We start from the raw sequence: 14,229 nt of genomic DNA on the forward strand, positions 1-14,229 counted from the left end.
CCTCCAATATTATGTTGAAATATTCTGTTAATTAGCTGCTAAAACGGTTCTTCATTAACATTCACTAATTATAAAGGATGTACGCCTGATGTCAACATGTGTTTTCGTACAAAAGTCATGAATTTTTCTATTTTAGTATATGAAGAACAATAAAAAAACATCCCCTTCCACAGAAGAAGAGGATGTTTTGGTTCACGATAACTAGGAGGCGAGCTGTTTCGACGGATTGGTAAACATCGAAATAAGTAAACCAATCACAGCACCGAGAATAGCTGGTACGATCCAGCCAATCCCTAAATCATAAAACGGAACGATTGAACCTAAGATCTTAGGCAAGCCGCCTAGATTGACTTCGGCTGCTAATAATCCATCAATAATGGCAAAGAAACCAGTAAAGATGAGAGATACGATATAAATGAGTCTTCTGCCGTTAATCCAGCGGTCAAGGAATGACAATAAAATAATGACAATGGCCAATGGATAGATGGTTACAAGAACAGGAACAGATAGAGAAATAATTTGTGCCAGCCCAAGGTTTGCAACCAGTGTACTAAATAAAGAAACAATTAGAACGACTGTACGATAAGAAAAGCTAGGGAAAAGCTTTGAAAAATATTCCCCGCAAGATGAAATAAGTCCAACACTCGTCGTTAAACAAGCAAATAAAATGGCTGCGCCAAGAACAATGTTACCAGCAGAACCGAATAAAAAGTTGGCAGAGAGTGAAAGGAGCTTTCCACCTTCATTGGCTCCAACAATGCCCGTCGCATCAGGACTTGAAGCACCCACATAAGCAAGTGAAATGTACACGAGTGCCAGTCCAATAGCAGCCACGAATCCTGCTTTAATACAAGCTGCTGCAAGAGATTTTCGCTCCGTAATGCCTCTGTCTTTAACAGCTGTTACCACGACGATTCCAAAAACGATAGAAGCAAGAGCATCCATTGTTTTATAGCCTTCTAAAAAGCCAGTGAAGAGCGGGTTTGCTTTATATGTTGCATCAGGAGCACCGATCATTCCCATTGGCGTAGCAATGGCTTTAATGACAATAATAGCAATAACTGTTAATAAGATCGGTGTTAAAATTTTACCAATTCGATCAACCAGCTTTGAAGGATTTAAAGCGAGCAGATATGAAATGGCGAAAAACACAACGGTAAAGATGAATAGCGGTACCCATGAAGTAGATTGGGCACTTGACAAGAAAGGAGCTAATCCTATCTCATACGAAACCGTACCTGTTCTCGGAATAGCGAAAAATGGTCCAATGGACAAATACAGAATGACGGTGAAAATGGTGCCGAATTTAGGATGAGCTTTATCAGCAAGGCCTTTTGCACCGGTACCTGTCAGTGCGACTGCAATTACCCCTAGAAGCGGAAGACCTACTCCTGTGAGTAAAAATCCACCGATGGCGAGCCATACATTCTCACCAGCATATTGTCCAAGAACAGGTGGGAAAATCATATTTCCAGCGCCAAAGAATAATGCAAAAAGCATTAGACCAATGGCTAACGTCTCTTTTATACTTAAACTATTTTTCAAAATAGTCCCTCCTCAATCTCAATCAGTGTAGTGTGCCAAATTAAAATATTCTGACAATTTAAATGTTTATGTGACAATTGCACTATGGATGATATAGTGAAAATGAAAAGTTGTCAACTGCCATTTTCAGAAAATTCTCTGTCTGACTTCATTATGGTAACATATAATTGCATTTATTTTTTAAGCTTTTTGTAAGGAGTTACATTTATGATCTATCTTGATAATAGTGCAACCACAAAACCGTACCCTGAGGTTTTACAAGTATATCAGCAAGTGAGTGAGCGTTATTTTGGAAATCCATCTTCGCTTCATCAGCTCGGAATAGATGCAAGCCGGCTGTTAAATGAAACGAGAAAACAAATGCTTCACTACACGGGCTTGAAACATTATGAGATTATTTTTACTTCTGGTGCAACAGAAGCGAATAACATTGCCATTAAAGGGGCAGCACTTGCCAAAATGAACCGGGGCAAGCATATTGTGACAACAGAAATAGAGCATCCTTCTGTTATTGAATCGTTTGAACAGCTGAAGGCGTTATTTGGCTTTGACATCTCCTATATTCAAGTAAATGAGCATGGCCATGCAGATATGACTCATTTAAAAGAAGTGCTTCGCCCTGATACAGTGCTTGTCAGCATGATGCACGTCAATAACGAAACCGGTGCCATCCAGCCGATTGAAGAGGCTGCTGGTATCATTCGTGAACATGCCGAAAACGCACTTTTTCATGTCGACGGGGTGCAGGGAATGTGCAAGATAGCACTCAATAAACAGCTGGATGTAGACCTTTTGACGATGTCAGGCCATAAAATTCATGGATTAAAAGGCACAGGAGCTCTCTTTTTAAAGAAAGATGTCACTCTCGCCCCTTTCATTACTGGAGGAGAGCAGGAATTAGGGCTTCGTTCAGGTACTGAAAACCCTGCTGGAGCTGTCAGCTTAGCAAAAGCCATGAAACAATCATTTGGACAGCTTGACAAGCATCATGATGAGATGCTGAACTTAAAAACGCAGCTGCAAAAACAGCTTGGAGAGATAGAAGGTATTGTGATGAATACACCGAGGGCACAAAGTGCGCCGCACATTGTGAATTTTTCAGTGCCGGGTATTCAAATTGAAGTCCTCCTCCATATGCTTGAAAAAGAAGGCATATATGTTTCTACAACCTCTGCCTGCTCAGCCAAGAAAAAAGAGCCAAGCCGTGTACTGCTGGCAATGGGAAAACCAGAAGAAATAGCCAAAAGCAGTATGAGAATCAGCTTGACGTATGGACAAGGACCAGAGCTAACGCCGCAAATCATCACATCGATCGCACAAAGTGTGAAAAAATTAAAAGGAATGAGATAACAGCATGAAATATGATCATATTTTAGTCCGTTTTGGTGAAATCTCAACAAAAGGGAAGAATAGAAAGAAATTTATTGAAAAACTAAGACAGCACATTCGGTTCGTCTTAAAGGATTTTGAAGCATTAAAGTTTGCATCTGATAGAGACCGCATCACGATTATGCTAAACGGAGAAGACCCTGAACCGATTTCAGAACAGCTCAAAAGTGTATTTGGTATTCAGAGCTTTAGTCTTGCGGTTAAATGTGAGACGAATCTAGATGCGATTAAAGAAGCAGCACTAACAGCGGTACAGGAAGTGTATGAACAAGGAAATACATTTAAAGTCTCAACGAAACGCTCTTATAAACAATTTGAACTTGATTCCAATGAAATGAACCGCGAAATTGGCGGACATGTTCTAAGGAATACGGAAAACCTAACAGTCAATGTGAAACAGCCGGATGTGCATTTACGCATTGAAATCAGAGAGCACGCCACGTACATTACATTTAAAGATGTCAAAGGTGCAGGCGGCCTGCCGGTCGGTTCTAGCGGAAGAGCGATGCTCATGCTTTCAGGCGGCTTTGACAGCCCAGTTGCCGGCTATCAAGCGATGAAACGCGGAATTGAAATCGAAGCTGTGCATTTCTTTAGCCCGCCGTATACAAGTGAACGTGCCAAACAAAAGGTCATTGATCTTGCAGAATGCCTGGCAGCATATGGAGGCGAAGTGAAGCTTCACATCGTACCTTTTACAAAAATTCAAGAGCTGATCCATAAACAAGTACCTGAAAACTATACGATGACATCAACAAGAAGAATGATGCTGAAAATAGCTGACAAAATAAGAGAAAAGCGCGATGCCCTTGCGATTATTACCGGAGAAAGCCTTGGTCAAGTGGCAAGCCAGACGCTTGAAAGCATGTATGCTATTAACCATGTGACCAATACACCAATCATCCGCCCGCTCATTGCTGTCGATAAAAATGACATTATTGATGAAGCGAGACGAATTGGCACATACGATACAAGCATTCAGCCTTTCGAGGATTGCTGTACGATTTTTACGCCGCCGTCTCCTAAAACAAAACCAAAGCTTGAGAAGGTAGAACGCTACGAAAGCTTTGCTGATTTCGAGCCGATGCTGGACGAGGCAGTAGAGCAAATTGAAACAATTATTGTAACAAATGAAAAGAAAGCAGCAGACGAATTCGCTGATTTATTCTAAAACGAAAATTTCATAATAATTACCATAAAATCAATCGCATGAAGTCATGTGTTTCTACACATTCTATATTCACAAGGAGGTGAGAACACATGGCTCAACAAAACAGACAAAGCAGTTCTAACCAATTACTAGTACCAGGCGCTGCACAAGCTATCGACCAAATGAAGTACGAAATCGCTTCTGAATTTGGTGTAAACCTTGGTGCAGAAACTACATCTCGCGCTAACGGATCAGTTGGTGGAGAAATCACTAAGCGTCTTGTATCTTACGCTCAACAACATATGGGTGGCGGATCTTTCTAAGACACACAATTTAAAAGCTATGGCTTATGAGCGGGATCCTTCCCGCTCTTTTCTTTTTGTACATATAAATAGTTAGAATATTTTTAAAAAAGAAGACGGATGAAAAAAATTATGGCATAATACTAGGAGTAGGTCCTAATTCAAGCATTTTTCAGTTATGAGTGTTAGAATAGGTAAATTGAAACATGTTTCGTTTCATAAGAAAGAGGCTAAAAGGAGCTGTACCATGAAAAGAGAAGACTTAATTGCACCAGAACAATATAACTTAGTCAGCGAGATTGAAGCGTTCAGTCATGACAAGGAGAAAATGGCCCTGCACTGGCAGGACGGCAATGGCCACGAAGCGCATGTGACGTATGCAGCATTAGTGGAAGAGGCAAATAAAATTGGACATGTTTTATTAAAAGCAGGCTTCAAAAAAGGTGATAAAATCATTGTGATGGTGCCGCGCATGCTCGAGGCATACAGCATTTATTTAGCGATTTTGAAAACAGGAATGGTCGTGATTCCTTGTTCAGAAATGCTGCGTGCGAAAGATATAGATTACCGAATTGAACATGCAGAAGCAAAGGGAGCGATCGTTTACTCTTCATTCATTCAATCGTTCGACGGAACCAAACAGCCAAACGATTTTAAAACATTCTCAATCGGTGAAAACGATCATGGCTGGAGAAACATTCTAGCGCAAAAGGAAGAGCAATCAAACGAGCTTGAGTTGGCAGATACAAAGCGCACAGACATGGCGTTTTTATCCTATACATCAGGTACAACAGGGAACCCAAAAGGGGTTGTTCATACACACGGATGGGCGTATGCACATTTACGCACAGCTGCAAAAGCATGGCTCTCCATTAATGAAGGAGATAAAGTATGGGCAACAGCAGGACCAGGCTGGCAAAAATGGGTGTGGAGTCCCCTCTTATCTGTGTTAGGAAGTGGAGCAGAAGGCTTTGTGTATGGAGGAAAATTCAATCCAAATACATACTTAGAGCTGCTTCAAAAAAATGAAATCAATGTTCTATGCTGTACACCGACAGAATACCGCTTTATGGCAAAAGTAGATGATTTGAGTCAGTACAAGCTGCCAAATCTGCATAGTGCTGTTTCTGCGGGAGAGCCGCTGAACCGTGAAGTCATTGATACATTCAAAAAGCATTTCGATATAGAAGTACGAGACGGCTATGGCCAAACTGAAAGCACACTGCTCGTAGGGGTGCTAAAAGGAATGGACATCAAGCCAGGCAGTATGGGAAAACCAACCCCTGGAAACGAAGTAGACATCATTGATGAGGATGGAAACGTCTGCGCACCTGGAGAAATTGGTGACATTGCGGTCCATCTTGAAACGCCGGCTTTATTTAAGGAATACTATAAAGACGAAGAGCGTACAAAGGCGCAGCGCCGCGGCAATTACTTTATTACGGGTGACCGCGCGAAAAAAGACGAAGATGGGTACTTCTGGTTTGAAAGCCGCAGAGATGACATCATTGTCAGCTCAGGCTATACGATTGGACCGTTTGAAGTAGAAGATGCGCTGATCAAGCATCCAGCAGTGAAGGAATGTGCAGTTGTGGCGAGCCCAGATGAAATCAGAGGATCAATCGTGAAAGCATACGTCGTCCTTCGTGATGGAACTGATCAAAGTGATGAACTGATCAAAGAGCTGCAAACACATGTGAAAAACACAACAGCACCGTACAAATACCCAAGAGAAATCGAATTCATTGACGAACTGCCAAAAACACCGTCAGCGAAAATTCGCCGTGTAGAGCTGAGAGAAAGAGAGCTTGCACGAAAAGGTCAATCATAAAGAAGCGAGAAGCGTTCGGATGGAAGCATCCGGCGCTTTCTTTGTATGAAATATCAAATTCGTTGAAAGCGGGCATGATGTTATATGTTAAAATATGTAGGAATTTCTGAAAAAGGAGAATGTTAGTAGATGTCCATTGCGATCATTCATGGAATTGTGCTTGCCTTTGGTCTCATTTTACCTTTGGGCGCTCAAAATGTATTTGTATTTCAACAAGGAGCGCATCACGGCTGCTCTTTGTGACACACTTTTAATTGCTTTAGCTGTCATAGGTGTTTCTGTTGTGGTGTTTACCATTCCAGTGCTGCAAATTGGTCTTTATATCATTGGTTTTTGTTTTTTAGTTTATATGGGATGGTCTGTATGGAACACAAGCTCATCATCAGGTGATCAAGAGAAGCAGAAATTAATGCCTGCAAGAAAACAAATTGTATTTGCCTGTTCAGTTTCTCTTTTAAATCCCCATGCGATTCTCGATACAATTGGTGTCATTGGTACAAATTCGCTGCAATATAGCGGGGCAGAAAAGCTGGCGTTTACACTTGCCTGTATCATCGTGTCCTGGTTATGGTTTATGGGGCTCGCCCTTTTAGGGAAGATGTTAGGAAAGTTAGATACAAACGGCAAATGGATGAACCGTATCAATAAGGCTTCGGCGGTCATGATCTGGCTGGTTGCGTTATACATTGCGTATCAATTGATTGTGTAAGATACATAGAGAATCGAACAAAGAAGCGTTTGGACGTAATGATCCTGCGCTTTTTTTGTGTATTGGACAGGCTTTCCAGCCAGTGTCAGTACGATCTTAAGAGGTAAATCAGATGCAATTGCCTAGAGGAAATGATAAAGAGTAGACTTTATGCTACATTATCACTAGTGGGTTTTATTGGTAATTTAGTCTATTACATTATTTTCCTTGAAAGGTTATAATCTTTATTAAATTTACTAAAGGAGTCTATCGATGAAGATAAGAAAAATGTTTTGTGTGTTATTGTTCATATCACTTTTATTCGGACAATATCCTGTTGGAAACGCTGTTACCGTAAAGGCGGATGAGCCTTTTAAAAAGATACAAAATGATAAAGCAGCAGAAAAACTCATAAAAAAGGCAAAAAAAAGCTCTCAATTTTTAGAGGCAAAAGAATTAGCCCAAAAGAAAGGATATCTATTAAATGGAGAAAGTGCAGCTGTTCATTTGAAAGCTGCTAAAACGGATGTTGTTTATTTTTATCTGAAAAAAAAGAAGTCAGATAATCAGCTGCTTAACAATGTTTCCTTCATTTCAGTTTCACTGAGCCAAATAAAAGCTCACTATATTCAACTTGCGGAATACGATGAGAAAGGGAATTTGCACTCATACTTCTTTCAAAATGGAAAATTGAAAAATAAGTTCCATATCAACCAAAAAGGGGAGTTTTTAAAAGGATCTTTTACCTATGGTGAAAATGATGTAAAGCAAGATATGATGGAATTAAATAAAAAAATTGTCCAAATAGATGAATCGGAAATTCAAACGAGTTTTAATTGGAACAAGTTTTGGGACTGCTTAAAAAAGAAAAGCGGTCCGAATGAATCTCTTCCATTACGTTCAATGGTTCTAGGAGCGTGTTATTATATTTGTTTTACGGGACCTGCTAGCTGTATTGCATGCGCAGTGATTAATGGAGGTATATCAGCGGGATTGGCCGGTTATTGTGTGAAAAAAGTTTGGTGAATAGGGGGGATTTAGAATGGCTCATAAAGAACAGCGTAAAGGAGTAGTTCTTGCTGTTTTAGATACGATAACATTTGGAATACCAGTGTTGCTATGGAATTTATATAAGAATACGAATAAAACATTGAAATTAATGATCCCGATCATTCCGATTGTTGGTTTCATAACGTATCTTTTAGCATCCCTTCACTAATAAGATAAAAAATCCTTAGTATGAGCGTAACGCTCATGCTTTTTTCATTTATTTCAGAAACGTCTTCCCTTCATATATTGGGATAAGTCACTTTTCTTCTAATTTGATCCTTTTCTGTTTTAAAATAACATTGAGGCGGGGTCACTCATCCTCGTCATTTGAAAAGGGGGATATGGATGAAGAAAACATTGTTTAAAGATGCAGCTCTCTTAACACTGGATCCATCTTTAGGTTTTTTTGAAAAGGGAGATTTATTAATTGAAGGGAAACATATTTTAGAAGTTGGACCTTCAATTGAAGTAAGCGATGCAGACATCGTTGATGCATCTGATATGGTCATCATGCCAGGTCTTGTAGATACACATCGGCATGTGTGGCAGTCTGTCATCCGGGGCATAGGGACGGATTGGTCTTTGCAGACATATTTGAGCAAAATCTATTATGGCAACTATGGAGCGATGAGACGCCCATCCGACGATCGAATCGCCAATTATTTAGGGGCATTAGAGGCTTTAGATGCAGGCGTGACCACATTTTTAGACTGGACGATGATCAATTCAATGGATCATACAGAAGAGCTCATTGAAGGATTAAAAGATGCGGGTATTCGAGCTGTTTTTGCTTTTGGTTCCTCTGGAGATGCTGAATATTGGGATAGAGAGAGTACGCTCACTAATATGGAGGACGCAGCACGTGTGAAAAAAGCGCATTTTCAATCATCAGATCAGCTTTTAACAATGGGACTTGCGATTCGTGGTCCAGAGTTTTCTTCATGGGAGACGTCGGTATTTGAAATTGAAACAGCTCGGTCTCTAGATGCTCTATGCAGTATGCACATTGGCTTTGGGAATTGGGGAGCGGAGGATCGATCGATTGAGCGGCTTCACAAAGCAGGGTTACTCGGGCCGGATTTGAACATGGTGCATATTAATGCAATCGATGCGGATCAAATGAAGATGCTGGCAGACAGCGGAAGCTCCATATCCATTACCCCTGAAATTGAAATGATGATGGGTCACGGTTATCCTGTCACAGGACTTGCGATTGAACAAGGTGTTCTTCCAACGCTCGGTGTTGACGTAGTGACAGCGACAGGAGGAGATTTATTTGCCCAAATGAAATTCGGACTTCAGGCAGAGCGCGCGATCCAAAATCAATCGTTGTTAATGGATGGGATCATGCCGGGGCCTGAACTTGGGCTGTCTGCTTATCAAATGCTTGAAGCTGCGACGATCAATGGCGCTCGTGCATTACAGCTCGATCATAAAATTGGGTCACTTACACCTGGGAAAGAAGCTGATTTCATTTTGATCGATCGGACAAGCATGAATCTTCTTCCGATGACAGATCCGGCTGGAGCGGTTGTCCAAACGGCACATCCTTCAAATGTTGATTCTGTTTATGTGGCTGGAAAAGCAGTGAAACAGAACGGAAAGCTTGTCGGTGTGAACCTAGAAGAGGTCAAACGAATAGCTTATGCAGCAAGAGACCATATTTTATCACACAAGTTTGAATCGACACCTTCGTAAATAAAATAACCCCATAGGCGATGCCTATGGGGAATTGTTTACAAGGATTCTTTGATGACCTTTTTATAATATTGGACAGACAGGAATCCGAAGACAGAATAGAGGGCAGTGTAAATCGACATGACGATAAGCATTGGAGTCCACAATTCTCCGCCGAACAAAAACCAGCCTGATTGTACAGCAAAGTAGCTGTGCAGCAATCCGATGATGAGCGGAATCCCAAAGTTAAACAGCTGTTTAAGCCGGATGCCTTTTAATAGATCCTTCTCAGTAAAACCAAGCTTACGCAAGATTGTGTAGGAGCTTTGTTCCTCTTCACTTTCATTCATTTGTTTAAAGTATAAAATACAGCCTGATGTGACAAGGAAGCTGAGACCTAAAAATCCGACCACAAACATCATTAGTCCTATTGTCTGCTTTTGCTGCTGAGCTGAAGCTAATTGAGACATGCTGTTGTCACTTAGTTTTAAAGATGTAAACACGCGATTTGCTTGTTCAAGATTTTGATCATCTTTTATATTGACTGCGTTATATTGGCTATTCTCAAGCTGCAGCTTTGGATCTTTCTGCTTGTCGAGCTGCTCAAAAACATGTTGACTCACGACGGCAACAGGCAGACCGCCAAAAGTGAAGTTGTAAGAAATGAGATAATCTTTCTTCATATCCATGACTTTCAAATCAATAGGCTTCTTGATGAGAAGCTTCACATCGCCTGAGCTTTGAATTGGCATGAATTTCTTTAAGAGATCGCTGTAGCCGCTTAAAATCACTTCGCTTTTCTCTACATGAATATTTGGTGCGTTTTTCTCACTGATCACAGGCAGTGTCAATACGCCTGGATCATTATTCATATTTTTCAACTCTGTATCCATGATTTTTTTCGCATCAAAATCCGCTTTAATCACTTTGACCTGCTTTTGATCATAAGCAATATGTTTGTCAGAAAGTGCACGAGTGAAGGTTGCTGCTTCTTTTTCTGAGCCCATGACGAAATGAGCTGGAATTTGCTGCTCAGCGGTTTTTTCTGCTGAGTAATAAGAAATGTAGCTAAGAGCCAGCAAACCGATGGCAAGTGCAGATACGGTTGTAATAATCGTTAAAAGCAGTGCATTTGATTTTAGCCGGAACATAATGGATGACAAAGATAACACTTCATGAATGGCGAGATAGCCATTTTTTCTTTTACGTACGATATTGGCAATGAAAGAAACAGAGCCTTTGTAAAAAAGAAAGGTACCGATGATGACAGAGGCTAGAATATAAATCATGGCTAAAAGTAACTCAAGCATCGACGTATACGAGCCGGTAAAAAGCTTAGAAGAAATATAATAGCCTGAGCTGATCAAGACAATACCGAAAACCCCAATGATGATTTCAAACACAGAGATCTTTTTCACACGCTGTTCTGTCGAAGATGTTGTTCTAAACAAAGATAAAATCGTCTGTTTTTTAATAAAACGCCTATTTCTCAGCATAATCAATCCATAGATAATGAAAAAGACAATAAGTGTTTGCAGAAGGGCCATGCCTGAAAAATGCAGATTGGCGATGGCATTAACACCAGTCACTTTAAATAACACCATCAGCATCAGCTTTGAACCGATAAAGCCGGCAATGATGCCGATAACCATGGCTGCCACGTATAGGATAAAGTTTTCTGCATTGAGCAGTCTGGCAATTTTTTGTTTCGTCATACCAATGAGCTGTAAGAGACCTATTTCTTTTCCTCTGCGCTTAATAAAAATGCTATTCGCATATAGCAGGAAAATACCGACGATCGCAATGAGCAGAACCGAAGCGGCTTTAATTGAAGCGCCTCCTTTAATGGAGCCTTTTACACCATCAAGTGCTGGTGAGTACTGCAAGGTGACAAAGGAAAAATAGAGCGCGACACTAAACACGAGAGCAAACACATATAAATAGTAATTCTTCAAATTTTTCTTCAAGTTACGGAAGATGAGCTGATTAATGTTCATGCTTCACACCGCCTAAGACACCTTGCGTTTTCATAATATCCTCGAAAAACATTTTTCTTTCTAAAGCGCCTTTATTCAACTGTGTATAAATCTGTCCATCCTTGATAAAAATGACGCGGCTTGAATAGCTGGCTGCGACAGGATCATGTGTCACCATCACAATGGTCGCTTTTCGTTTGCGATTGAAATCTTGCAGCTTGTTGAGCAGGTCAGATGCCGATTTGGAATCAAGTGCCCCAGTAGGTTCATCAGCGAAAATAAGACTTGGTTCATGAATGAAGGCACGAACCGCCGATGTCCGCTGCTTTTGTCCGCCAGAGAGTTCATTCGGGTATTTGTCTCTTAGTTCATAAATCCCCATATCTTCTGCGAGCTGCTGAAAACGTTCAAAAGCTTCTTTTTTTGGTGTTTTGGAGATGGATAAAGGCAAAAGAATATTTTCTTTGACCGTGAGTGTATCAAGTAAATTATAATCTTGAAAAACAAAGCCAAGCTGCTTTTTTCTAAATTCCGCAAGCTGCTGATCCTTCATTTGCGTCATCTCAGCATCTGCAATACGAATGGATCCGCTGGACACATGATCGATAGACGACAATACGTTCAGAAGGGTGGTTTTCCCCGAGCCTGATGGCCCCATGATACTGACAAATTCCCCGGCTTCAATGGTCAAATCAATACCGCTCAGTACCTCTTGTTTGTTGAATTTATTTCCGTAGCTTTTATAAATTTTACGAGCTTCTAAAATGTTCATTTGCTGAACCCCTTTTTCTTTTAATTGATAACTCTAGTATAAAAAGAAGCCTGCCAGACGTCCTTCGATTTGGCGAACAAAACAGACGAGCATGTGACATTGTTGTCACATGCTCGCAATATGAACAAAATCATTCTTTTTCGGAAAGATGAAGGTGAAGGTTGTACCTTGATCTATCGTGGAGTTGACCTCGATCGTCATATGAAGAGCGTCTGCTCCTTTTTTCGTTAAATAGAGCCCCATTCCTGTTGAGGCGGTGTCATTGTGATGTCTAGTTGAGGTAAAGCCTTTTTCAAAAATACGAGAGATGTCTCTTGGATCAATTCCTCTGCCTTGATCTGTGATCGTCAGCATGACTTGTTCATTTATTTGCTTGCTTTCAATGACAATATCGGAAGAATGGCTGTATTTGACTGCATTTGTGAGTACCTGTCTGATCATAAAGGATAACCATTTTATATCACTTAATACGGTGCGTTCCTCCAGCGTCAGCTCAAAGCCGATTCCTTTTTGCATACACCAGGATTGGAGCGCTTTGATTTCTTTCGCTATGATGCTTTGCAGGTCCAGCTTTTCAATGAATAAATCATTTTCGATATGACGTACTCTGCTTTGGTGCAGCTGGGCATCAAGTAATAAATGTATTCTGAGCCACTCATACGTCATATTTGATTTCAGCGGCTGATCTGTTAAGCGGTCAATCATTAAGCGCATCGCTGTAAGCGGTGTTTTGACCTCATGTATCCAAGTGAGCAATTCATCTTTTTCTTCTTCGAGAGCAATTTTCTGCTCTGCTGCCATCTGCCGGTAGCGTGCGATTTGCTCTGACGTTGCATCATGGATGAGCTGCTCAAATGGGGAAGAGGGGGTTAGCCGTATTTGATGTTCAATGTCATCATCCCATTCTTTGAGCCCCTCATAATAAGCCGTTTCTTTTCGGTATCGGAAAAAGAGAAAGACAATCATGAGAAACGTAGATAATAGCACAATATAAAAAAGAGAAGCGATTGGAATGGTCGTATCCAAATAAGCAACAAACAGAATGAGGAGCTGCAAACTAAGAAAGAAAAGAATCCAGCTTCTTCGTTCTTTTAAAAATGCTTGCAGCATCATTGATCATCCTTTTCCTTTGCAAGATAGCCTTGACCCACTTTTGTCTCAATGAAGGCGCCAAGGGAGATCTCGTCTAGTTTTTTTCTGAGGCGGTTGACGTTTACAGTCAGTGTGTTGTCACTGACAAAACGTTCATCCTCCCACAATGCTTGAATGAGTGATTCACGGCTGACGATATGATTTTTATGCTGAATCAATTCCTTGAGAATAAATAACTCATTTTTTGTTAATTCAACCTCACCATGATCATTTGTTACGGTATTTTTTTCTAGGTCAATCGCAGCGCCGCACCATACCTTTAGGCTGGCCGGTTCTGCATTATAATCATGCACGCGGCGAAGAACAGCACTTATTTTGGCAATGAGCACGTCAAAATGGAAGGGCTTTTGCACAAAATCATCGGCACCGAGCTGCATTGACATGACCATATCAGCTGGATGGTCTCTTGAGGAGAGGAAGATGATTGGAACATTTGAATGATGCCGAATCATCCGGCACCAGTGAAAGCCATCGTATTTTGGCAGCTGTATATCTATAATGACGAGATCAGGCTGGACAGACGTGAATTCCTGCAGCACCTGATGGAAATCTTGAATCCCATAGACATCATAGGACCAGTTAACTAGACGTTCTTTGATTTCCTGGAAGAGGGTTGTATCATCTTCAATTAGTAAAATCTTAAACAAAATCAGCACCACACTTTTTGTATTCGCTTGTTGTCATTGTAGCGGAAAAA

At 40.8% G+C, this 14,229-nt stretch carries 12 protein-coding genes and 1 pseudogene; 8 read left to right on the forward strand and 5 right to left on the reverse strand.

The window, feature by feature from the left end; genetic code table 11:
- Nucleotides 1-201 precede the first annotated feature (201 nt).
- Complete coding sequence (gene brnQ / locus BAE31_RS09265) at nt 202-1,545, reverse strand: branched-chain amino acid transport system II carrier protein (protein ID WP_076840288.1); 1,344 nt, start codon at nt 1,543-1,545, stop codon at nt 202-204.
- Between the two features lie 207 nt (nt 1,546-1,752).
- Here brnQ and BAE31_RS09270 point away from each other — a divergent pair, with 207 nt between their 5' ends.
- From BAE31_RS09270 to BAE31_RS09300, 8 genes and pseudogenes are all read left to right on the forward strand, one after another.
- Entirely contained in the window at nt 1,753-2,895 is a 1,143-nt protein-coding gene (locus BAE31_RS09270; RefSeq protein WP_076840289.1) for a cysteine desulfurase family protein, read from the forward strand.
- 4 nt (nt 2,896-2,899) lie between these two features.
- Complete coding sequence (gene thiI, locus BAE31_RS09275) at nt 2,900-4,105, forward strand: tRNA uracil 4-sulfurtransferase ThiI (protein ID WP_076840290.1); 1,206 nt, start codon at nt 2,900-2,902, stop codon at nt 4,103-4,105.
- A gap of 89 nt (nt 4,106-4,194) precedes the next feature.
- Nucleotides 4,195-4,407, forward strand: coding sequence for an alpha/beta-type small acid-soluble spore protein (locus BAE31_RS09280; protein WP_024424829.1), 213 nt, complete (start codon nt 4,195-4,197; stop codon nt 4,405-4,407).
- A gap of 226 nt (nt 4,408-4,633) precedes the next feature.
- Nucleotides 4,634-6,217: an acyl-CoA synthetase MbcS gene (gene mbcS / locus BAE31_RS09285; RefSeq protein WP_076840291.1), complete on the forward strand. Its 1,584-nt coding sequence runs from the start codon at nt 4,634-4,636 to the stop codon at nt 6,215-6,217.
- A gap of 129 nt (nt 6,218-6,346) precedes the next feature.
- Nucleotides 6,347-6,926 (forward strand): annotated as a pseudogene (locus BAE31_RS09290) (LysE/ArgO family amino acid transporter).
- A 252-nt stretch (nt 6,927-7,178) separates the two neighbouring features.
- Entirely contained in the window at nt 7,179-7,931 is a 753-nt protein-coding gene (locus tag BAE31_RS09295; protein ID WP_076840292.1) for a hypothetical protein, read from the forward strand.
- Nucleotides 7,932-7,947: 16 nt separating this feature from the next.
- Nucleotides 7,948-8,124, forward strand: a complete 177-nt coding sequence (locus tag BAE31_RS19650; RefSeq protein ID WP_170871287.1) for a hypothetical protein — start codon at nt 7,948-7,950, stop codon at nt 8,122-8,124.
- A 176-nt stretch (nt 8,125-8,300) separates the two neighbouring features.
- Entirely contained in the window at nt 8,301-9,653 is a 1,353-nt protein-coding gene (locus BAE31_RS09300; RefSeq protein WP_076840293.1) for an amidohydrolase family protein, read from the forward strand.
- Between the two features lie 38 nt (nt 9,654-9,691).
- Here BAE31_RS09300 and BAE31_RS09305 read toward each other — a convergent pair whose 3' ends face one another.
- The 4 genes from BAE31_RS09305 to BAE31_RS09320 form a co-directional block, all read right to left on the reverse strand.
- Nucleotides 9,692-11,629 carry an ABC transporter permease gene (locus BAE31_RS09305; protein ID WP_076840294.1) on the reverse strand — a complete coding sequence of 646 codons (1,938 nt, stop codon included), beginning with the start codon at nt 11,627-11,629 and terminating at the stop codon, nt 9,692-9,694.
- Complete coding sequence (locus BAE31_RS09310) at nt 11,619-12,380, reverse strand: ABC transporter ATP-binding protein (RefSeq protein WP_024426158.1); 762 nt, start codon at nt 12,378-12,380, stop codon at nt 11,619-11,621. The genes BAE31_RS09305 and BAE31_RS09310 overlap by 11 nt, the downstream gene beginning before the upstream one ends.
- Nucleotides 12,381-12,485: 105 nt before the next feature.
- Nucleotides 12,486-13,490: a sensor histidine kinase gene (locus BAE31_RS09315; RefSeq protein ID WP_076840295.1), complete on the reverse strand. Its 1,005-nt coding sequence runs from the start codon at nt 13,488-13,490 to the stop codon at nt 12,486-12,488.
- Nucleotides 13,490-14,179, reverse strand: a complete 690-nt coding sequence (locus BAE31_RS09320; RefSeq protein ID WP_025092270.1) for a response regulator transcription factor — start codon at nt 14,177-14,179, stop codon at nt 13,490-13,492. Before BAE31_RS09320 ends, BAE31_RS09315 begins: the two co-directional genes overlap by 1 nt.
- Nucleotides 14,180-14,229 lie beyond the last annotated feature (50 nt).

Source organism: Bacillus sp. I-2 (assembly GCF_001974945.1).
Taxonomy (GTDB): Bacteria; Bacillota; Bacilli; order Bacillales; family Bacillaceae; genus Bacillus; species Bacillus safensis.